At 46.3% G+C, this 20,581-nt stretch carries 20 protein-coding genes and 1 tRNA gene; 16 read left to right on the forward strand and 5 right to left on the reverse strand.

From position 1 onward, the window contains the following. The first annotated feature begins 10 nt into the window (after positions 1 to 10). The 11 genes from rpsN to rpsA all read left to right on the forward strand — a co-directional run bounded on the left by rpsN (position 11) and on the right by rpsA (position 8,993). Complete coding sequence (gene rpsN, locus ACX0G9_RS28290) at positions 11 to 280, forward strand: 30S ribosomal protein S14 (RefSeq protein WP_459068348.1); 270 nt, start codon at positions 11 to 13, stop codon at positions 278 to 280. A 104-nt stretch (positions 281 to 384) separates the two neighbouring features. Further along, the gene (rpsH, locus tag ACX0G9_RS28295) at positions 385 to 783 is read left to right on the forward strand and encodes a 30S ribosomal protein S8 (RefSeq protein ID WP_459068349.1); all 399 of its coding nucleotides are present in this window, start codon (positions 385 to 387) and stop codon (positions 781 to 783) included. 125 nt (positions 784 to 908) lie between these two features. Continuing rightward, a complete protein-coding gene (gene rplF, locus ACX0G9_RS28300) occupies positions 909 to 1,463 on the forward strand; it encodes a 50S ribosomal protein L6 (RefSeq protein ID WP_459068350.1) in 555 nt (184 codons plus the stop codon). A 76-nt stretch (positions 1,464 to 1,539) separates the two neighbouring features. After that, positions 1,540 to 1,893: a 50S ribosomal protein L18 gene (gene rplR, locus ACX0G9_RS28305; protein WP_459068351.1), complete on the forward strand. Its 354-nt coding sequence runs from the start codon at positions 1,540 to 1,542 to the stop codon at positions 1,891 to 1,893. Between the two features lie 43 nt (positions 1,894 to 1,936). Next, a complete protein-coding gene (rpsE, locus tag ACX0G9_RS28310; RefSeq protein WP_459068352.1) occupies positions 1,937 to 2,455 on the forward strand; it encodes a 30S ribosomal protein S5 in 519 nt (172 codons plus the stop codon). Positions 2,456 to 2,482: 27 nt separating this feature from the next. Further along, positions 2,483 to 2,665, forward strand: coding sequence for a 50S ribosomal protein L30 (rpmD, locus tag ACX0G9_RS28315; RefSeq protein ID WP_459068353.1), 183 nt, complete (start codon positions 2,483 to 2,485; stop codon positions 2,663 to 2,665). A gap of 113 nt (positions 2,666 to 2,778) precedes the next feature. Continuing rightward, positions 2,779 to 3,228, forward strand: coding sequence for a 50S ribosomal protein L15 (rplO, locus tag ACX0G9_RS28320; RefSeq protein ID WP_459068354.1), 450 nt, complete (start codon positions 2,779 to 2,781; stop codon positions 3,226 to 3,228). 85 nt (positions 3,229 to 3,313) lie between these two features. Continuing rightward, positions 3,314 to 4,648 (forward strand): preprotein translocase subunit SecY, encoded by a 1,335-nt coding sequence (gene secY, locus ACX0G9_RS28325; RefSeq protein WP_459068355.1) that lies wholly within the window; start codon positions 3,314 to 3,316, stop codon positions 4,646 to 4,648. Between the two features lie 83 nt (positions 4,649 to 4,731). Continuing rightward, a complete protein-coding gene (gene map / locus ACX0G9_RS28330; RefSeq protein WP_459068356.1) occupies positions 4,732 to 5,532 on the forward strand; it encodes a type I methionyl aminopeptidase in 801 nt (266 codons plus the stop codon). Beyond that, a complete protein-coding gene (locus ACX0G9_RS28335) occupies positions 5,533 to 6,762 on the forward strand; it encodes a BaiN/RdsA family NAD(P)/FAD-dependent oxidoreductase (RefSeq protein WP_459068357.1) in 1,230 nt (409 codons plus the stop codon). It abuts the gene before it with no gap. A 296-nt stretch (positions 6,763 to 7,058) separates the two neighbouring features. Beyond that, positions 7,059 to 8,993, forward strand: a complete 1,935-nt coding sequence (gene rpsA / locus ACX0G9_RS28340; RefSeq protein WP_459068358.1) for a 30S ribosomal protein S1 — start codon at positions 7,059 to 7,061, stop codon at positions 8,991 to 8,993. 105 nt (positions 8,994 to 9,098) lie between these two features. Here the strand turns inward: rpsA and hxpB are convergent, their stop codons facing one another. Next, positions 9,099 to 9,761: a hexitol phosphatase HxpB gene (gene hxpB, locus ACX0G9_RS28345; RefSeq protein WP_459068359.1), complete on the reverse strand. Its 663-nt coding sequence runs from the start codon at positions 9,759 to 9,761 to the stop codon at positions 9,099 to 9,101. Between the two features lie 113 nt (positions 9,762 to 9,874). On the opposite strand from hxpB, the gene ACX0G9_RS28350 reads away from it, so the two are divergent. After that, on the forward strand, positions 9,875 to 10,804 hold the full coding sequence (locus ACX0G9_RS28350) for a lysophospholipid acyltransferase family protein (RefSeq protein ID WP_459068360.1): 930 nt from the start codon (positions 9,875 to 9,877) through the stop codon (positions 10,802 to 10,804). On the opposite strand, the gene ACX0G9_RS28355 is transcribed toward ACX0G9_RS28350, so the two are convergent. Next, entirely contained in the window at positions 10,801 to 11,322 is a 522-nt protein-coding gene (locus ACX0G9_RS28355; protein ID WP_459068361.1) for an acyl-CoA thioesterase, read from the reverse strand. The genes ACX0G9_RS28350 and ACX0G9_RS28355 overlap by 4 nt on opposite strands. 138 nt (positions 11,323 to 11,460) lie before the next feature. Here ACX0G9_RS28355 and ACX0G9_RS28360 point away from each other — a divergent pair, with 138 nt between their 5' ends. Continuing rightward, the gene (locus ACX0G9_RS28360; RefSeq protein ID WP_459068362.1) at positions 11,461 to 13,164 is read left to right on the forward strand and encodes a sulfatase family protein; all 1,704 of its coding nucleotides are present in this window, start codon (positions 11,461 to 11,463) and stop codon (positions 13,162 to 13,164) included. Here the strand turns inward: ACX0G9_RS28360 and ACX0G9_RS28365 are convergent. Beyond that, entirely contained in the window at positions 13,161 to 14,258 is a 1,098-nt protein-coding gene (locus ACX0G9_RS28365) for a mandelate racemase/muconate lactonizing enzyme family protein (RefSeq protein ID WP_459068363.1), read from the reverse strand. The two genes, ACX0G9_RS28360 and ACX0G9_RS28365, sit on opposite strands and share 4 nt — an antisense overlap. A 62-nt stretch (positions 14,259 to 14,320) precedes the next feature. After that, positions 14,321 to 16,042: an N-acyl-D-amino-acid deacylase family protein gene (locus ACX0G9_RS28370; RefSeq protein WP_459068364.1), complete on the reverse strand. Its 1,722-nt coding sequence runs from the start codon at positions 16,040 to 16,042 to the stop codon at positions 14,321 to 14,323. Between the two features lie 123 nt (positions 16,043 to 16,165). On the opposite strand from ACX0G9_RS28370, the gene ACX0G9_RS28375 reads away from it, so the two are divergent. The 3 genes from ACX0G9_RS28375 (at position 16,166) to ACX0G9_RS28385 (ending at position 19,485) form a co-directional block, all read left to right on the forward strand. Further along, on the forward strand, positions 16,166 to 17,398 hold the full coding sequence (locus tag ACX0G9_RS28375) for a proline dehydrogenase family protein (RefSeq protein WP_459068365.1): 1,233 nt from the start codon (positions 16,166 to 16,168) through the stop codon (positions 17,396 to 17,398). Positions 17,399 to 17,581: 183 nt separating this feature from the next. Next, a tRNA-Val gene (locus ACX0G9_RS28380) sits at positions 17,582 to 17,656 on the forward strand. A gap of 407 nt (positions 17,657 to 18,063) precedes the next feature. Next, on the forward strand, positions 18,064 to 19,485 hold the full coding sequence (locus tag ACX0G9_RS28385; protein ID WP_459068366.1) for an AAA family ATPase: 1,422 nt from the start codon (positions 18,064 to 18,066) through the stop codon (positions 19,483 to 19,485). 47 nt (positions 19,486 to 19,532) lie between these two features. On the opposite strand, the gene ACX0G9_RS28390 is transcribed toward ACX0G9_RS28385, so the two are convergent. Continuing rightward, positions 19,533 to 20,405 carry a helix-turn-helix domain-containing protein gene (locus tag ACX0G9_RS28390; protein ID WP_459068367.1) on the reverse strand — a complete coding sequence of 291 codons (873 nt, stop codon included), beginning with the start codon at positions 20,403 to 20,405 and terminating at the stop codon, positions 19,533 to 19,535. Positions 20,406 to 20,581 lie beyond the last annotated feature (176 nt).

Consider the following 20,581-nt stretch of genomic DNA (forward strand, 5'->3'; position numbering starts at 1 on the left):
GTTATATAACATGGCTAAAGAGTCAGTAAAGGCGAGACAAAGAAAAAGGGAAGCGATGACAGCTAAATATGCTGAAAAACGCGCCGCTTTAAAAGCCGCCGGTGATTACAAAGCATTGGACCTGCTTCCGAAGAATGCTTCTCCTGTCCGGTTGCACAACCGTTGTCAGTTGACAGGCCGCCCAAGAGGATATATCCGTTATTTCGGAATCTCCAGGGTGATCTTCCGTGATATGGCCCTTGCAGGTAAGATTCCGGGCGTACGGAAAGCCAGCTGGTAACCCCCCAACCCCCTAAAGGGGGAGTTAGGGTAGGAGAAGAGTTTTGATATCATTGGATATCGCATTGTAAATTTTTTTTGACATCATTTAACTGAATACAGACAATGGTTACTGATCCAATTGCAGATTTTCTGACGAGAATACGTAATGCACAGATGGCGAATCACCGTATCGTAGAGATACCTGCTTCCAATCTGAAGAAAAGAATGACAGAGATCCTTTATGATAAAGGATATATCCTGAAATATAAATTTGAGGATGACAGCAAACAAGGCGTTATCAAGATCGCTTTGAAATACGATCCTAATTCCAAAGAGCCTGCGATCAAATCGCTGGAAAGAGTTAGCCGTCCGGGTCTGCGTCAATATTCCAGCCCTGTTGAGTTCAAACGTGTGAAGAATGGTTTGGGCGTGGCCATTATTTCTACTTCCAAAGGTGTAATGACCGACAAGGAAGCGAAAGTGCAGAATGTAGGTGGCGAAGTTCTTTGTTATATCTACTAAGCCTCCTAACCCTCTAAAGGGAATAAGGAAAGAATAAAAGCTGGCAATACATTAAGCCTGTCCTATACAGGCTGACCGGTTGACGGCAGAGAATCATAATTTGAATATTTTAAATTGTAATTATTATGTCCCGTATAGGTAAAAAGCCCGTTGTTCTTCCCAGTGGAGTTACATTGACGGTTGGAGCACACAACATCCTGACTGTTAAAGGGCCAAAAGGCGAACTGAAACAAACGGTTGATCCCGATATTAAAGTGGAAGTAAAGGACGGACAAGTAGAAGTCACCCGCCCTACCGATCAGATCCGTCATCGTGCACTTCATGGTCTGTATCGTTCCCTGGTGGCCAATATGGTTAAAGGGGTAACGGAAGGTTATAAAAGACAACTGGAATTGATCGGGGTAGGTTTTAAAGCTTCCAGTCAGGGTAACCTTCTGGATCTGGCCCTGGGATATTCTCACAATATTATTTTCGAAATCCCGAAAGAACTGAAATTGACCACTGCACAGGAAAAAGGGCAGAACCCAACTATCTTCCTGGAAGGGGTTGACAAACAATTGATCGGCCAGGTGGCTGCCAAGATCCGTGGTCTGCGCAAACCTGAACCATACAAGGGTAAAGGTGTTCGTTACACAGGTGAAGTGGTTAGGAAGAAAGCTGGTAAAGCTGCTGGTAAATAAGCTGCGGGTATATAATTTGAAAATTTAGTCCTGGCGTTCTCTAAGAGACATAAATCAGGATTGCAAAATAAACAACATGGATACGAAAGTAATCAGGAGACAAAAGATCAAATACGGCATCCGTAAAAAGATCAGCGGAACAGCAGCAAGACCAAGGCTGTCCGTGTTCAGGAGCAACAATGATATTTATGTGCAACTGATCGATGATGATAACAAAGTAACCCTGGCTTCCGCTTCTTCCCGCGATAAAGATATCGTCGCGCATAAAGTTCCTAAGGTCGAAAAAAGCAAACTGGTTGGCACTGCCATTGCCCGTAAGGCTACCGAACTGGGTCTTAAGGATGTCCTTTTCGATCGTGGCGGTTATCTGTACCACGGCCGTGTAAAGGCTGTCGCCGAAGGAGCCCGTGAAGGCGGTCTTCAATTTTAATCGAGTAAAGTAATTTGTAAATAGTAATTCGTAAATAATTACAATGTCAAACGTAATCTTAAACAGAGTCAAAGCCGGCGATCTTGAGTTGAAAGAAAAAGTTGTTGCCATCAATCGTGTGGTAAAAACAACCAAAGGTGGCCGTGCATTCAGCTTCTCTGCATTGGTAGTAGTTGGTAACGAGAACGGTGTCGTAGGTCATGGTCTTGGGAAGGCTAAAGAAGTTCAGGAAGCTATCACCAAGGGTATCGAAGATGCCAAGAAGAACCTGATCAAGGTTCCGGTGATGCATGGTACCATTCCTCACGATCAACTGGCTAAAGAAGGTGCTGCAAAGGTCCTGATAAAACCAGCTGCGCATGGTACGGGTGTTATCGCAGGAGGCAGCATGCGTGCTGTTCTGGAAAGCGCCGGTATTACGGACGTTCTGGCTAAATCTTTAGGTTCCGCTAACCCGCACAACGTGGTTAAAGCTACCTTCAAGGCCCTGGCCATGTTAAGGGAGCCGATCCAGGTTTCCCGGACCCGTCACATTTCATTAAAGAAAGTTTTCAACGGTTAAACTTTTTTGCTTAAATAATTCATAGTCATGACAAAGATCAAAATAACCCAAGTTAAAAGCGGCATCGACAGATCCGAGCGTCAGAAATTAACCCTGAAAGCTCTTGGCCTGAATAAAATGCACGCCAGCAAAGAGGTTGAAGCCACTCCTCAGATCTTAGGTATGGTCCGCAAAGTGGATCACCTGGTAAAGGTCGAAGAAGTAAAATAAACCATTAGCTCAAAAGAATTTAATCATTTAATAATTTCCTTGTACCTCCGGCCAAAACCGGATCGGACAGGGGTAACGCGAGGGGAGATTCCCCGTAAGTAAAAATCAAGTATATGAATTTACATTCGATCAGACCGGCAAAAGGTGCAACACATAAAGAAAAACGTTTGGGCCGTGGAGAAGCTTCCGGTAAAGGGGGAACATCCACTAAAGGTAATAAAGGCGGACAGAGCCGTGCCGGGTACCAACGTAAAATGGCCCATGAAGGTGGTCAGATGCCTATCCAGAGAAGAATACCCAAACGTGGGTTTAATAATATCAACCGGATTGACTATAAAGTCTTCAATCTGGGACAGATCGATCTGCTGGTTGAAAAATACGGGATCTCCGAATTTTCTCCTGAAAATCTGTATATCAATGGATTAATCGCCCAGAACGATCTGGTAAAGATCCTTGGGAACGGAGAACTGAAGACTAAACTTACCTTCAAAGTGAACGCGGTAAGTGAGAAAGCAAAGGCGGCTATCGAAGGAGCCGGTGGAACAATCGAAATTGTGAAGTAATTTTATGTAACTTGCATAGACGCATTACCAAATGCGTCTTTTTTGTGGGTTATTGTTTAAACATTCTCAAAAATTAAGAGATTCCGTGAAGAAACTACTTCAAACACTTAGAAATATCTGGAGCATCGATGATTTAAAGAGCAAGATCCTTGTCACGGTCTCCCTGATATTCATATACCGGCTCGGCACATTCATCGTTCTGCCCGGTATCGATCCAAATAAACTCAGTGCCCTTAGCGGTGCCAAGAACGGTGCGCTTGGATTGATCGATGCCTTTTCCGGTGGTGCCTTTTCACAGGCTTCTATCCTGGCTTTAGGGATCATGCCTTATATCTCCGCTTCTATCTTCATGCAGCTGATGACCATCCTGGTTCCCCAGATGCAGAAAGTACAGAAAGAAGGAGCAAGCGGTCAAAAGAAGATCAATCAATGGACCCGTTATCTGACCGTTATCGTCACCTTTGTTCAGGCTTATGCCTATGTTACCTATCTGAAAGGGTTAGGAAGAGATGCCATCGTTGATAGTTTCAGCGGTTATTTCTGGCTGACCACCCCGATCGTACTCACCGCAGGTACCCTGTTCGTGATGTGGCTGGGTGAAAAGATAACCGATAAAGGATTGGGTAATGGTACTTCTCTTATTATCATGATTGGTATCCTTGGCCGTCTGCCCAGGAATTTCATTCAGGAATGGAATGCCAAAGCTGCCGCCGGCAGTGGTGGTATCCTGATCTTTGTCATCGAGATCGCTATCCTTGTTGCCATCATTATGGGACTGATCGTCCTGATCCAGGGGGTACGCAAGGTTCCGGTCAATTATGCCAAACAAATCGTAGGTAACCGTCAGTTCGGTGGAGCGCGTCAGTTCCTGCCCCTAAAAGTGAACGGTGCCGGTGTTATGCCGATCATTTTTGCCCAGGCAATCATGTTCCTGCCGACTATCTTCGCCAGTTTCGATTCAACCAAAGGCATTGCAAAATTATTCTCCGATCCACGCGATTTCGTACACATGCTGATTTATGCAGTGATCGTTATCGGCTTTACTTTTCTTTATACCGCTCTTATTTTTAACCCAAAACAGATCGCAGACGATCTGAAACGTAATAATGGTTTTATCCCCGGTGTTAAACCCGGTCAGCCTACCGCTGATTATATCGGTTCGGTCATGGATAAAATCACTCTTCCCGGTGCGGTTCTACTGGCTGTTGTCGGTATCCTGCCTGGTTTTGCACAAAGATTGGGTGTAACTCAGGGTTTTGCATCCTTCTTCGGAGGTACATCCCTGCTGATCATGGTAGGTGTGGTATTGGATTCCTTACAGCAGATCGAGACCCAATTGCTGATGAGGCAATATGACGGTCTTATGAAAAGCGGAAGAATCCAGGGACGTCAGTCCTCTGTTTCGAATGCAGTGATTTAATAGAACGCTTTTAAATATTTGAACCTGTCCCGAAATAGCTTTTGGGACAGTTTTTTTTTAATACAAGAATGAGGAAAAGGTTTATGATCCATTATAAAACCCCATCGGAAATCGAGTCAATGCGGGAGAGTGCTTTGCTGGTCAGCCGGACAATCACCGAGATCGCCAAGATTCTGAAAGCCGGTACTACTACCCTGGAACTCGATGTGCTGATCGGACAATTCATCCGGGATAACGGAGGAATACCTTCCTTCCTGAATTACAAAGGTTATCCCTTCAATTCCTGTACCTCCGTGAATGATGTCGTCGTACATGGTTTTCCCAATAATCAACCTCTGAAAGAAGGAGATATAATATCCATCGATATCGGCGTGATCAAGAATGGCTGGCATGGCGATCATGCTTATACATTTGCGATCGGGGATCCGGGTCCTGCCATCAGCCAACTGATCAGGGTGACCAAGGAATCGCTCTACAAAGGAATTGAAATGGCTGTTGCCGGAAATCGGGTCGGTGATATTTCTTACGCCATCCAGGAGTATACGGAAAAAAAACACGGGTATGGTGTTGTCCGGGAACTGGTAGGACACGGACTCGGAAAATCCCTGCATGAAGAACCGCAGGTCCCCAATTACGGCCGGCGGGGAAGCGGGCAAAAAATGAAAGAAGGGCTTATCCTGGCCATCGAACCAATGATCAACCTTGGTAAACGTGATGTATACACGGAGAGCGATGGTTGGACGGTACGTACCAATGATCATCAACCTTCCGTTCATTTTGAACATGATGTTTGTATAAAAAAAGGGAAGGCAGATATCCTGTCGGATTACAGTATCATCGAGGCGGCAGAGCGGGCTAACCCGAATCTATTTACTGCCAATTAAGTGAATAACGAAAATAAAAAATTACTGGTGATCGGCGGCGGCGCGGCAGGTCTGTTCTGCGCGGTCAATGCGGCACGTTTGTTCCCTTCCATGCAGGTAACGATCCTGGAGAAGACCGGCAAATTACTCAGCAAGGTTAAAGTCAGCGGGGGTGGGCGTTGTAACGTAACACATCACTGCGACGACATAACGGAAATGGCAAAAAAGTATCCCCGCGGTACTCATTTTGTAAAAAAAGCCTTTCACCGCTGGTTTACTACCGATACGATAAAATGGTTTGAAGAAAGAGGGGTGGCCTTAAAAGCCGAACCGGACGGACGTATGTTCCCGGTGACCGATTCCTCGCAGACTATCATAGACTGCCTGATGCAGGAAGTAAACAAATTGGGCATAGAGATCCGTATGAAGACGGAGGTAGTGAGTATCGAAGGGACGGGTTCTTTTCGGGTCCTCCTTTCGGATGGCCGCGATTTGTCTGCCGATTATGTTTGCATCGCCTGCGGAGGTTTCCCTAAGGTTGGTCTTTTCGAATGGATCGTGCGGTTGGGTCATTCTATCGAACCTCCCGTTCCTTCTCTTTTTACCTTTAATATGCCTGGTCATCCGATTACGCAGTTAATGGGGGTTTCCGTACCGGATGCCCAGGTGAAGATCTCCGGCTCACGTCTCCAGGAAAGAGGCCCGCTTTTAATCACTCATTGGGGCCTGAGCGGACCTGTTGTACTGCGTCTGTCTGCCTGGGGCGCCAGGGAATTGGCAGCCCGGAATTACGAATTCAATCTCACCATCAACTGGATACCTTCTTTTACTGAACAGACCGCAAGGGAGAAATTGCAGGAGATCCGCCAGGAGTGGGCACCGCAAAAGATCGGTAACAAAAATCCTTTCGGACTGCCCCAGCGCCTTTGGGAATACCTGCTGGCCGGGGCTGGCGCGGGAAAGGACCTGCGCTGGGCCGATCTGCCTGCCCGGGAACAGAATAAGCTGGTAAACCAGCTCTGTACAGCAGAGTTCTCCGTAAAAGGAAAAACAACCTTTAAAGAAGAATTCGTAACGGCCGGGGGAGTAAAACTGTCGGAAGTAGATCCCTCCACCATGCAAAGTAAAAAAATGCCAGGGCTTTTCTTCGCCGGAGAGATCCTGGACGTGGATGGGATCACCGGAGGCTTTAATTTCCAGCATGCCTGGACAAGCGGATGGATTGCGGCGCATCTGGGGAATTTATTTTGACATTTGACATTTGACATTCGGTATTTGGTCTTCGGTGTTCGGTTTTCGGTTTTCTGTGTTCTGTTCGATTGTTCCACGACGATTTTCACGGGTGGCATATATGTTTTTTTTGAAGTCTTGAAAAAGGAGTATTGAACTTTTTGCAATTGATTCATAATCAGCAATTTGTAAAAAAACCAAACCTACGTATAGGGAAATCTTCGCCCCCCTCCGAAATTGAGGCTCTCCGCCCAAATTATACTGACTTTTCGTATCTTTGCAGCCCCGAATTTAAAAACCTTCGGGATTATCATTTTATGTCTGATAACAATATTGTTAACTCAAACGCTGAAGCACAGGAGTCTACGGCATTGGCAGAAGCTACCCCGGTAGCAGAAGCTAAGGCGGAGACTACAGCGACATCAAAAGCACCTGTTTATGTGCAAACTGCACATGATGATTTTGATTGGAGCATTGACAAGCGCAATGTAGCGGCTTACACCCAGGAAGAAAAAGAGAAGTACGACCAGGTGTATGACAACACATTCGTAGCTATCACCGATGGCGAACTGGTAAAAGGATTGGTCGTAGGATTGACCAAGACGGATGTAGTCGTAAACATTGGCTTTAAGAGCGACGGCCTTGTATCCCTGAATGAATTCCGCGATCTGCAGAATTTAAAGACGGGCGATGAAGTCGAAGTGATGGTTGTGGAAAAAGAAGACAGGGATGGTCATCTTCACCTGAGCCGCAAACAGGCCCGTATCACCCGTGCCTGGGAAAAGATTGTGGAAGTACACAAAACCGGTGAAGTCGTTACAGGTACTGTTACCAGTAAGACGAAGGGCGGTCTGATCGTAGATGTATTCGGTATGGAAACATTCCTTCCCGGATCTCAGATCGACGTTAAGCCTGTTACGGATTACGATCAGTTTGTTGGTAAGACCATGGAGTTCAAAGTGGTGAAGATCAATGAAGCGATCAAGAATGCCGTAGTATCCCACAAGGCTCTTATCGAAAGCGATATCGAAGCACAACGTGCCGAGATCATCAGCAAGCTGGAGAAAGGCCAGGTGTTGGAAGGTACGATCAAGAATATCACGGACTTCGGTGCCTTTATGGACTTAGGCGGTCTGGACGGTTTGCTGTATATCACCGATATCAGCTGGGGCCGTATCAGCCATCCGAGCGAAGTGCTGAAACTGGATCAGAAATTACAAGTGGTGGTTTTGGATTTCGACGATGGCAAGAAACGTATCAGCCTGGGTCTGAAACAACTTACCCCGCATCCTTGGGATGTGCTGCCTGAGACCATCAAAGAAGGTGAGATCATCAAGGGCAGAGTGGTCAATATCGAAGACTACGGCGCTTTCCTGGAAATCATGCCGGGCGTAGAAGGTTTGGTACACGTAAGTGAAATTACCTGGGCCAATACTCCGATCAATGCCAAGGAATTCTTCAAATTAGGAGATGAACATCAGGCTAAGGTCGTTACCCTCGATAAGGCTGCACGCAAAATGAGCCTGTCTATCAAACAACTGAGCGAAGATCCCTGGAATACCATCGAGACGAAATTCCCGCAAGGCAGCAAACACAATGGCCTTGTGAAGAATATCACTCCTTATGGTGTGTTCGTGGAATTGGCTGCCGGTATCGGCGGTATGATCCATATCAGCGATCTGAGCTGGCTGAAACGCTTCAATCACCCTTCCGAATACACGAAGGTCGGACAACATATCGATGTCATGATCCTGGGTATCGACAAGGATAACCGTAAGCTTCAGTTAGGACACAAACAACTGGAAGAAGATCCTTGGAACTCACTGGAAGAAACCTTTGCCGTTGGAACCGTTCATGAAGGCACTGTAACCCGCAAGGATGACAAGGGCGCTATCGTGCAACTGCCTTACGGGCTTGAAGGCTTCGCCCCCAACCGTCATCTGAATAAGGAAGACGGCAAACAGATCGTGGCTGACGAACAGGCACAGTTCCTTGTAATCGAATTCGATCGCAATGAAAAACGTATCGTATTGTCACATACACGTCTCTGGGAGCAGGTGAAAACCGAAGGAATCGAATCTGCGAAGAAAGAAGCAAGAGTAGAAGCTGACAAGACACGCAAAGCTGTCAAGACCATCCAGAGCAAGGTTGAAAAACCAACTCTCGGAGATCTCGGCGCCTTAGCCTCTATCAAAGAAAAGCTGAAACAAGAGGAGAAAGATCAGAGCAGCGAACCAGGAGCCGGTAACTAAGCAAAGGAAAATTGCTAAATAGACATGATGGCGTCTCAATTAATTTGAGACGCCATTTTTTTTACTGAACCTTTTTTTATGAGATCTTTTTTTATGGGGGAAAAATTATACGTCAAGTGCCTGTAAATGCTGCTCATTAAATTCCGGAAGAGACGCGAGTTTCAGATCGGCGGCTCCCCATTTAGCCAGGGAATACTGGTCCGGTGCAGGGATGGAAACGCATTTCATACGGGCGGCCTTGGCGGCGATCAGCCCATTAAAGGAGTCTTCAAAGCAGACACAACGCAGGGGGCTTAGTTCCAGTTTTTTGGCGCAATCCATATAAACCTGCGGATGCGGTTTGCCAAAGGGCAGGAATTCCGCCGAAGTAATGGCCTCCAGGTAGGAGCGGATCCCCAGCTTCTCCACTACGACATCTACCAGCGCCATGGGTGAGGAGGTTGCCAGACCGATCCTGAATTGCCGCTCTTTAAAGAAGGAAAGGATATAATCCACACCGGGCAAGGGTTCTCCCTTGTTCCCGATTTTTTCGATCGCCTTTTGGTGGATGGTATCCTCCGCCGATTGAGCGAATCCGGGATTGATACCGAAATACCCAAACCAGTAATCTATCCACTCTTTCGTACGTAGTCCGGTGGTGAGATGATATTGCTCTAATGTCAGGGCTACATCAAATTCCTGCAAGGTTTCCACACCGGCTTCCTGCCAGAAGGGTTCGGAGTCTATCAATAATCCATCCATGTCGAAAATAACCGTGTCCAGTTTCATAGGGCTCAAAGTTAAGCAGATACATGTATTAGTTAAGCAGATGCGGGAATTTTATGGCCGGTCCGATGCACCTTTTTAATAAACAATTCCGTACTTTCGGCCCGAGTAACCGTATGAGCCAACCCAAGAACAAAAAGCCGTTTATTGAACGATTGAAAAATCTTCGCCTGGTCCGGAAACTGGTATACGCTATCGTTGGAGCCGTTTCTTATCCGGGTCTGACGATCGTGAACCGCCTGAAAATTACCGGTACCGAACATCTGCGTAAATTACCCAGGGGTAATGTGTTGTTCGTTAGTAACCACCAGACCTATTTTGCCGATGTGATCACTTTCCTGCATATCTTCTGTGCGGTGAAATGGGGAAAAAAGGACAGACTGGGCATTCCCTATTATCTCCTCAATCCGTTCACCAATGTCTATTATGTGGCGGCGGAGGAAACGATGAAAGGCAGCTGGGTGAGCCGCCTGTTTACACTGGCTGGCGCACTGACCGTCAAACGGACCTGGAAAAAAGAAGGTACAGAGACCAGGAGGGGACTGGATCCCTCCGATACCCGTAAGATCACCAGGGCGCTGGAGGACAGCTGGGTGATCACTTTCCCGCAAGGGACGACCAAACCTTTCGCGCCCGGCAGAAAAGGTACGGCCCTTATCATTAAACAAAATAAGCCTATCGTTATACCCGTTGTTATTAACGGTTTTTGGAGGGCATTCGATAAGAAAGGTTTGAAATTCAAGAAGAAGGGAGTGCCTTTATCAGTGACCTTCAAGGCTCCGCTGCAGGTTGACTACGATGCCTCCACTGAAAAAATACTGGAACAGATCATGGACGCGATCGAACAGAGCAAGACCTTTATGCTGAAAGGGGCTCATCACAGGAGCAAGCCGGAAAATTTGCCAAAACCAGAGGGTTTGCCTGCGCCGGAAGAATTGCCTGCGCCGGAAGAATTGCCTGCGCCGGAAGGATTGCCTGCGCCGGAAGGATTGCCTGCGCCGGAAGGATTGCCTGCGCCGGAAGGATTGCCTAAAACAGAGGGCTAATCCTTTATGAAGAATGCCCTTAATTCTCCGGCATCTTCGGGTTTCATTTTACCTCCCAGGATAAGACGTAATTGCCTTCTGCGCAAGGCTCCATCAAATAACTTTTTTTCCTCTTCTGTTTCGGGGATGAGCTCGGGAACAGGACGGGGTTTGCGGTTGGGGTCCAGGGCCACGAAGGTATAGTAGGCCTCGTTGCTTTTATATTTGTATTGCTGGGTATGATCTTCTCCCCATACCTTCAGATGCACTTCCATAGAACTATTGAAGGCCCGGCCCACTTTGGCTTCGATATGCAGGACATTGCCCAGTTTGATAGGGTTCTCAAAGGTTATATTATCCACCGAGGCGGTGACTACCGGTGCATTACAATGTTTTCCCGCTGCCAGGGCGGCGGCAATATCCATCCAATACATAAGGCGGCCCCCCATCAGGTTACCAAATACATTGGTATCATTGGGTAATACCAATTCGGTCATGATGATCAGGGATTCTTTGGCTGTCTTTGCTTTGAGTTGCATGCTGCAAATATAAAGAGTTCGGCTTTATCCTTCGGATTTTCTCTGTTACCTTTAGTGTGGACCTTAGGGCCAGTATAAAGGACATTAGCAGGGTGGAACTGCGGAGTGGAACTTTTTAGCAGACCAAAACTATTAATAATGGGAAGGAGAAAATTAACTGTATACAAGAGGGCCTTTGCCGGAGTCCTTTTGATTTGTTCCGGCCTCCTTTTGGTCAGTTCTGTCATTCATGGGCAGCAATTGGGTCCTGCTCCCTTCGAGATCAAGCCACGCAGTGAATCTCCCCGCCCGGACGGGTCCGGTAAAGACCAGGTCCGGCGCCGTCCGAATATTATCTTTATTCTCTCCGACGATCATGCCTACCAGGCCATCAGCGCTTATGGAAGCCAGTTGGTACAAACGCCTAATATCGATCGTATCGCCAGGGAAGGAGCCCTGTTTAACCGGGCGATGGTGACTAACTCCATTTGCGGGCCCAGCAGGGCCTGTTTCCTAACCGGAAAATACAGTCATGTTAATGGTTATACGCTGAACGAAAAAAAGTTTAACACCAATCAGGCTGTTTTCCCTTCGTTATTACAAAAAAGTGGTTACCAGACCGCCTGGATCGGTAAATGGCACCTGGGAAGCCTGCCTGCTGCGGGATTCGATCACTGGAATATTCTGAACAGCCAGGGAGAATATTATAATCCTGATTTTATTGCCAAACCCAACGATACGCTGCGTATGGAAGGATATGTAACCAATATCATTACCAAACTCTCCGAAGACTGGATGGACAGACGCGATACCAGCCGGCCATTTTTTCTGGTTATCGGGGAGAAGGCCACACACCGGGAATGGCTGCCCGATATCCAGGATCTGGGAGCCTACGATGATAAAGATTTTCCACTGCCGCCTACTTTTCATGACTCCTATACCGGACGGGTAGCCGCAGGCCAGCAGGATATGACTATAGAAAAGACCATGCGTCTGAAGGAGGATCTCAAGGTGCATGCAGACTACACGAACAGCGGCATCTACAATCGGTTCACCGAAGCCCAGAAAGCTCCTTTTATGGCGTATTATGAACAGACGGTCAGCCGGGAATTCGATGAGAAGCATCTTACGGGAGATGCCTTGCTGCGTTGGAAATATGAACGGTATCTCAAAGATTACCTGGCTACCGCCCGCTCCCTGGACCGGAATATCGGCTACCTGCTCGATTACCTGGATAAAAAAGGATTAACGAATAATACAGTTGTTATTTATGCCTCCGACCAGGGTTTCTATATGGGAGAACATGGCTGGTTCGATAAACGGTTTATCTATGAGGAGTCCCTGCGCACACCATTTGTCATGCGTTATCCGCGTCTGATCAAACCCGGTACCATCATCGACAGGATCACCCTCAATATTGACTGGGGCCCGACGCTGCTGGACATTGCCGGCATCAGGCCGCCTGCCGACATTCAAGGGGTTTCCTTTTTGCCATTGTTGACCGGGAAGGGGCAAAAGAAGGTGGTCGGTTTGGGATTGGGAAAGACTGCCTGGAGGAAGGCCATGTATTATCATTATTATGAATTCCCGCAACCCCATCATGTTTATCCTCATTTCGGGATCCGTACGGAAAAATATAAGCTGGTTCGTTTCTATGGTCCTTCGGATTCCTGGGAATTATTCGACCTGGATAAGGACCCGCATGAGTTGAAAAACCTTTTTGGAACCAAAGGAATGGGAACCCTTACCGCCGAACTGACCAAAGAGCTAAGTACCCTGATAAAACAATATGGAGATAAGGAGGCCGCGACGATATTGAATTCGCCGATTTTGGGTTCGCCAATTTTGGGATCGAAACATTAGATCGTTATGCTCCCGCAGTTTTTTAAAAAGGCATCATCGGCATCTGCTCCCAAACCTGGCGTATCGGGAAAGTCCAGGAAATATCCTCTGTATTTTACTCCGCCTGTGACGGGATCTTCCGTATGACCGAGAAGACAGGTATCCATGTCATGGAATATGATATTGTCATGCGAAAGGGCGAAATGTCCGAATGCGGTAAGCGCTACCCGGCTTTCCAGCATGCCGCCCATCATACAGGGTATATTATTCTTTTCGCAGATCGCATTGATCTTTATGGCTTCCAATATTCCTCCCGATTTGGAGAATTTGATATTCACATAATCACAAGCGTTGTCAGCAATCAAATGGCGGGCATCATGATGATTGAATACGCTTTCATCGGCCATGATCTTTATAGGAACCTGCCGGCGCAATTCAGCCAGACGGTCATCGTCCCATGCCCGCATGGGTTGCTCACAAAATTGGATATTGGAGGGTCCCATCTTCTGTAAGGCATACAGCGCCGAATCAAAGTCCCATCCCTGATTGGCATCTATCCTGAGTATGATCTCTTCACCGACTGCAGCACGGATACCCTTTACCCGCTCCACATCTTCTTTAGCATTTTTCCCTAATTTGATCTTGATCATCCTGACCCCGTCCTTTTTAAACTGTATCGCTTTTTGGGCCATCTTTTCCGGTGCATCGATGCCGATAGTCAGATCGGTTTCGATTTCCTTTTGTTTGCCCCCCAGGAATTTATACAAGGGCTGTCCCTCCGCCTTTGCCGCCAGATCATACAAGGCCATATCGAAGGCGCTTTTGATGGTGGCATTAAAGGCCGTGAAATCGTGAAGTTCCTGCATACGGCTGGCGATGTTCGAGGCATCCTTTCCTTTCCAGATCGCCGCAAAATCTTTGGCCATTTCATAACAGGTGGCCTGGGTCTCTCCGACGATCATGGGAAAAGCGGAACATTCCCCCACTCCGTAAAAACCGGCATCCGTATGGACGCGGATAAATATATTCTGTGCAAAATGCATCGTGCCTGTGGCAATGGTGAACGGATGCATCGGGATACTGAACTTGTAAATTTCGGTATGGAGGATCTTCATGTCTGTTATTTGCTATTCTTATCGATGGTTATGATTTGAGTTTTTATTTTGACTATTGGATACTAATTAGCCCCTTTGTAACCAGGACCATAAACCGCTCTTCCGGATTTTGCCCCGGTATGGACGCCATCCTTTAAGGTCTGTACCCCATTGACAAATACATCCGAAACGCCGCTGGCTAACTGATGCGGTTGTTCGTAGGTAGAGTTTGCCTTAATGGTTGCCGGATCGAAGACAACGATATCCGCATAATTGCCGACGCTAAGTTCTCCTCTTTTTTTCAAATGGAGACGGGCAGCTGCCAGACCGCTGAGTCTGTGAATGGCTTCTTCCAGCGGGATAACTTTTTCATCCCGAACATAGGTGCCTAATAATTTCGCAAAATTCCCGTAAGCGCGGGGATGCGTGCTGCTTTTTAAGAATACGCCTTCGGGAGCCATACTGGCTGCGTCGGATCCAAAGGTCATATAGGGCAGTTTGATCTCTTTTCTGACATTGTCTTCGCTCATCAGGAAATAAATTACCTCAATGCGGGAATGATCCTGGATGATCAGATCGAGGATGGTTTCCTCCGGGGATTTGTTACGCAATCTGGCGATCTCGCTCAGGCGTTTGCCGGTCAGGTATTTCAGGGAATCCTGTTTGAAACCCGCACAGATGATATTATCTGCGCCGGCGCCCAGGTAGAGATTTTCCCAGGTATTGGTAGGCGTGACCATTTCTTTAAGTACCTTTTTACGGATGGCAGGATCTTTTAATCTTTCCACCCATTTGTCCAGACCGCCTTCCTGAACAGCAGGTGGCATGGAGGCATCAAAACCGGTTGCTCCGGCAGTATAAGTATACATACAGGCCGATATATCCAATCCGGCCTTACGGGCGCTGTCAATTTTGAGAATAAGGGGATCCAGTTTGGTCCAGTTGTTCTTCCCGGCGGCTTTCAGGTGATAAAAGACCCCGGGGATCCCGGCTTCTTTGGCGATGCGAATATGTTCGTCTGCGGCTTCCAGCAGCTGGTTGCCTTCGCTGCGGATATGGGCGATATAGATGCCGCCGTATGGAGCGGCCACTTTGCCAAGAGCGATCAGTTCGTTCGTCTTTGCATAGTTGCCGGGAGCATAGATCAGGGCTGCGCCTATGCCCATAGCACCTTCTTCCATAGCCTGTCGGACCAGGGCCTGCATTTTTACCAGTTCCGCGGAATCAGGCGCCCTGTTGGCATTGCCCAGCACATTTTCGCGGATGGTGGCTGCGCCGACAAAAGAAGCCACATTCGTCGATACCCCTTTTTTCTCCAGGTAGTGGAGGTAATCCCTGAGCGTAGTCCATTCCACTTTAAATTTTATATCGCCCTGGTCCTTTTCTTCCGTCTTTTTCATGGAATCCGTCAGTGGGCCTCCTGAGCTGCCTTCCCCGAATACTTCCAGGGTCACCCCTTGTTTGATCGCGCCAAGGGAACGGCCATCCTGGATCAGGGTATTGCCGGACCAGCTCTGCATGTCTATAAATCCGGGACTGACAGCCATTCCTTTGGCATCGATCTCTTTGGTGCCTTTTGCATCTGTCAGATCTCCGATAAAGGCGATGGTATCAGCCCTTATGCCGATATCTTCTTTTCTACCGGCCTGACCGGTGCCGTCAATAAGGTAACCATTGCGGATGATCGTATCGTAAGACGGTTGTTGATGACAGGAGAACAGGCAAACGGAAAGGAGAAAAGAGGAAATAACTGTAACAGAAATAAAAGAGGGTAAACCTGGCGTCGTAAGGGGGTATTTTTTCATGCGGGTGATTTGTTCGAAATTAAGAAATAGTTGTTTATAAATGGACAATTATGGTGTATCCCTTTTCCATTGCCGAATCGCCTTTTTCCTGTAGGTTTGCGCGAAATACTAACGTCTGTTCGTATGGATATAGAGAACGGGGAAATATCTTTTGACAATACAGAAAATGCTTTCGCATACAAATCCATTAAGGAACTAAAAAAGGCGAACCTTTTATTTTCCAGCATGGGTTATTCTTTCCTGGTCAAGCTGGGAACCCGGATAACGCCCTGGATGATCCGGTCAGGATTGCCGGTAAAAGGGATTATCCGGAATACTATTTTTTCTCAATTTGTGGGTGGTGAAACCCTGGCAGAAACCGCGGCCGTAGCTCGTAAATTAGGGGAATACCATGTTCAGGTCATCCTGGATTATGGCGTGGAAGGCGGTGATGAAGGAGAGGAGGGTTTCGATCATGCCTGCGGTGAATTCATCCGGGTGATCGACTATGCCTCCACACAGCCCAATATACCGTTCATGAGTGTGAAGGTGACGGGAATCGCCCGTTTCGGGCTCCTGGAGAAGCTGGATGATTCGATGGGAGCCTCTGCTGGCAGCCTGATGAAACGATACAACCGGGCCATGGAAACGCTTACAGAGTCAGAAAAAGAAGAATGGCACCTGGTCAATCAACGTATGCTGCAGATCTGCCGGACGGCAGCGGCCAAAAAGGTAGGCGTGCTGATCGATGCCGAAGAAACCTGGATTCAGGATCCGGTTGACGTACTGACCATCCTGATGATGGAGCAGTTCAACAAGGGACAGGTTACGGTTTATAACACCATCCAATTATACCGGCATGACAGGCTGGCCTTCCTAAAGGACTCCCGGGAAGCCGCTACGCAGCGGAATTTTATCCTCGGCGCCAAACTGGTGAGGGGCGCCTATATGGAGAAAGAGCGCAAAAGAGCCATTGAAAAAGGATATCCTTCCCCCATCCAGGCGGACAAAGAATCCACGGATAAGGATTATAATGCAGGTCTTGCCTTTTGTATCGAACATTTGGAAAGGATCGCACTGATCGTCGCCTCCCATAATGAGTACAGCAATCTTTATGCGACACAGCTATTACAGCAAAAGGGTTTTGCCCTGAACCATCCCCATATCCATTTCTCCCAATTATATGGAATGAGCGATAATATAACCTTCAACCTGGCTAAGGCGGGTTGCCCGGTGAGCAAATACCTCCCTTTTGGCCCTATCAGCGATGTTATACCTTACCTGATGCGCAGGGCGCAGGAGAATAGTTCCGTTAAGGGGCAGACAGGCCGCGAGTTGGGTCTTATCAAAAGGGAACTGACGCGGAGGAGGGGATAAAGGGAAACCACTTGCTTTTTTGGATTACCGGATACCCGGACAGTTTATAAAGTATGGGACTTTCATCGATGAATTCACCGGGTTCGTAATTTTTGTACTGAATTTTGATTGAGAGGACCATTCTTTGTTTTTTATGTCTATAAATCTAAAAAAATCTTTATTTTCGTGCCTGAATTTCTTTTCGGGCTGTTAGCTCAGTTGGTTTAGAGCATTACTTTGACAGAGTAGGGGTCACTGGTTCGAATCCAGTACAGCCCACAAGGCCCGTTTCGCGAAAGCGAAACGGGCCTTTGCATTTGATAGCGGTGAAAGCGTAGCTTTCAAAAGCGGACAAGTGCAAAAGCCTGATCCCGATAGTTATCGGGATCGAAAAGGCCTAGGGTAAGGGTATCAATTGATATCAGATCATTTTAAAGTAAATAGGGTCTGATTCGGTGACCTATTCAGGGACTTCAACAAGCTTGTCATCACTTTTTGATGAACTTGTATTGCTGAACAGGCAATTGGCAGCGCTGGATTAACCAATACGGTTATTAGAAAACATCCGTTTTTGAAAAATAGAGCAATATGGCGTTAACTATGGTGCAGGTCTAAGTTACCGCCAAATTGAAATCCAATTTGGCGATAACTTGGTAATTGTATACCTTTAGCGCCAATTTGATGGTATGGGAGCATTCGTAGGAAGAAATAAAGAATTGAGTATTCTTAAGAGAGTCAAGGCATCAGACAAATCTGAGTTCGTAGCTGTATATGGAAGAAGAAGGGTTGGCAAAACCTTTTTAATCAGGGAAGCCTTTCAACACGATTTTGCATTCTACCTTACAGGCGTGCCGAACATAAATCTGCACCAGCAATTGTTTAATTTTCATAGGGCAATACGGAAGTACTATGCCAATGGCTCAAACACACCGCCGGAAAGCTGGTTTGCGGCTTTTGAGCAAATGGAGGAATTAATCTTAAAAAGCAAAAGCTCTAAAAAAGTAATTTTCCTTGATGAACTTCCATGGCTGGATACTGCACAATCCGGATTTATCCCGGCACTTGATTATTTTTGGAATTCCTTTGCCAGCGCAAGGAAAGACATTATACTGATCGTTTGCGGCTCTGCGGCATCCTGGATGATTAATACACTCATTCATAATAAAGGTGGGTTACACAATAGGGTCACCTATCGGATACGGCTTGAGCCCTTTTCATTAAAAGAATGTGAAGATTTCTTTCGACACCGGTCAGGGGTGTTCAGTAGGTACCAGATTATTCAATTGTACCTGGTCATGGGAGGGATACCTTTTTATCTTGATCATGTAGATGTGGGAATGAGTGCAGCACAAAATATCAATAGATTATGCTTTCAACCGGATGGAATATTAACAGAAGAATTCGATGATCTCTATACCTCATTATTCAATAAAGCGGAGAAACATCTTGCTATTATTGAAGCTTTAAGTAAAAAAACAAAAGGTCTTACCTATAAGGAAATTATTGAGATAGCCAAACTATCCAATGCGGGGAGTACAACGAGGATACTAAGAGAACTAGAAGAAAGTGGTTTTGTACGTAAATATTTATCGTTTGGGAAAAAAGAAAAAAGCAGCCTTTATCAATTAAGTGATTTTTATTCGTTGTTTTATATCAAATTCGTTCGGGGGAATCATGCTTTAAATGAGAATAGTTGGATTAACGGACTAGACTCACCTCAGCAGAGGGCCTGGAGTGGCTATGCATTTGAACAGGTGTGCCTGGCGCACTTACCACAAGTGAAACAGGCACTGGGCATCAGCGGTATTCAGACTAACAGTGCTTCGTGGATCAATGATGGCAAGGGTAATAAAAGGCAAATCGACCTCGTAATCGACAGAAAGGATGGCGTCATCAATATATGTGAAATGAAATTTTCGATCAAACCTTTTACTATTGACAAAAAGTATTACGCAGAGCTGCAAGATAAAATAGAGACCTTCAGGGCTGCAACTCAAACCACTAAATCCCTCTTTTTGACTATGATCACAACTTTTGGAATAGTGAGGAATGAATATTCCAATAATTTGGTACAGAATAGTTTAAAAATGGATGATTTATTTGTGTGATGGAATGCTAAGGGAGTTCCAGGCCTTCTGAATTCCTCATGATTCGCCTATGGTTCGATAGTCATTTTTTTCTTGTATTCTTTTGGTGCAAGTCCTGTAATTTTCTTGAATAGCTTGTTGAAATTAGAAACTGTATTGTATCCGCAGTCGAAGGCGACCTGAGAAATGCTCATATCAGTCTCAATTAATAACTTACATGCATTGCTTACCCGTATGTCATTGAGATATTCCACGAAGTGCTTATTCATTTTATTCTTGAACAGCCTGCAGAAGGATTGCGGAGTTAAATTGGCCACCTTCGCAATACAGGAAAGGCTTATGTCCTCGCTGTAATGTTCTTTAACATACCTGAATACATCTGTGAGCCGATTGCTCTGAGAACTAGTCGTGGCAGGTGTATATGCCTCGTTATTGATAAAGGCTATTTCTTCGCTGTCTGCCAATATAGAAAGAATTTCAAGCAGACCGACGACAAGATCGAAATTCTTTTTCTTTGTCAGGATCTCTAACTTTTGGGCAACAATACCATTCGTCTTTCCCATGATGGAGAGTCCTCTGGTAGCTTTGCTGAAAAAAACATTTAATTTGTTGGTTTCTTGCAGTTGATAGAAGATTTCGCTGAAAATTCCTTTATTGAAATAGACGACAATGGCTCCCGCCTGCAGGCTTGTGATCTCTTTATAATAAATTTCATCGTTCAGCCAGACATGGGGCACATTTGAGCCGAGAAATACCATATCGCCGGCGTCGAATGGCTCAACGGAATTGCCGATGATCCGTTTGCCGAAGCTCTGCGTAACATAAACCAATTCCAGTTCCGGGTGACAATGAAAAGGCGATTGAAAAAAGGGCTCTTCTCTTTTCAGCACAGAAACATAACTGTTAAGCCGCGGGGTAATTTCAGTTTTTTCAATCTTCACTTTATCTGGTTGAAATTTATCTGGTTGAAGGTAATATATAATCAAGAACAGGTAATTACGAACAAGTTTATAATTTCCGGTTTACGTTTCTTTAACTCCTGATATAACCTGTTCCGACCATAAATGTATAAATTTTATTGATTGCAAATGGCCCCAAATTGAGAAAAGGGCCGGAA

Source organism: Flavitalea flava, from assembly GCF_054461575.1.

Coding starts and splice junctions, on each gene's coding strand:
- ACX0G9_RS28360 (WP_459068362.1), top strand. CDS start 11,461: ATGGGAAGGAGAAAATTAACTGTATACAAGAGGGCCTTTGCCGGAGTC.
- ACX0G9_RS28375 (WP_459068365.1), top strand. CDS start 16,166: ATGGATATAGAGAACGGGGAAATATCTTTTGACAATACAGAAAATGCT.
- rpsH (WP_459068349.1), top strand. CDS start 385: ATGGTTACTGATCCAATTGCAGATTTTCTGACGAGAATACGTAATGCA.
- ACX0G9_RS28350 (WP_459068360.1), top strand. CDS start 9,875: ATGAGCCAACCCAAGAACAAAAAGCCGTTTATTGAACGATTGAAAAAT.
- ACX0G9_RS28370 (WP_459068364.1), bottom strand. CDS start 16,042: ATGAAAAAATACCCCCTTACGACGCCAGGTTTACCCTCTTTTATTTCT.
- rpsE (WP_459068352.1), top strand. CDS start 1,937: ATGTCAAACGTAATCTTAAACAGAGTCAAAGCCGGCGATCTTGAGTTG.
- map (WP_459068356.1), top strand. CDS start 4,732: ATGATCCATTATAAAACCCCATCGGAAATCGAGTCAATGCGGGAGAGT.
- ACX0G9_RS28355 (WP_459068361.1), bottom strand. CDS start 11,322: ATGCAACTCAAAGCAAAGACAGCCAAAGAATCCCTGATCATCATGACC.
- ACX0G9_RS28385 (WP_459068366.1), top strand. CDS start 18,064: ATGGGAGCATTCGTAGGAAGAAATAAAGAATTGAGTATTCTTAAGAGA.
- rpsA (WP_459068358.1), top strand. CDS start 7,059: ATGTCTGATAACAATATTGTTAACTCAAACGCTGAAGCACAGGAGTCT.
- rpmD (WP_459068353.1), top strand. CDS start 2,483: ATGACAAAGATCAAAATAACCCAAGTTAAAAGCGGCATCGACAGATCC.
- rplR (WP_459068351.1), top strand. CDS start 1,540: ATGGATACGAAAGTAATCAGGAGACAAAAGATCAAATACGGCATCCGT.
- ACX0G9_RS28365 (WP_459068363.1), bottom strand. CDS start 14,258: ATGAAGATCCTCCATACCGAAATTTACAAGTTCAGTATCCCGATGCAT.
- hxpB (WP_459068359.1), bottom strand. CDS start 9,761: ATGAAACTGGACACGGTTATTTTCGACATGGATGGATTATTGATAGAC.
- rplO (WP_459068354.1), top strand. CDS start 2,779: ATGAATTTACATTCGATCAGACCGGCAAAAGGTGCAACACATAAAGAA.
- rpsN (WP_459068348.1), top strand. CDS start 11: ATGGCTAAAGAGTCAGTAAAGGCGAGACAAAGAAAAAGGGAAGCGATG.
- rplF (WP_459068350.1), top strand. CDS start 909: ATGTCCCGTATAGGTAAAAAGCCCGTTGTTCTTCCCAGTGGAGTTACA.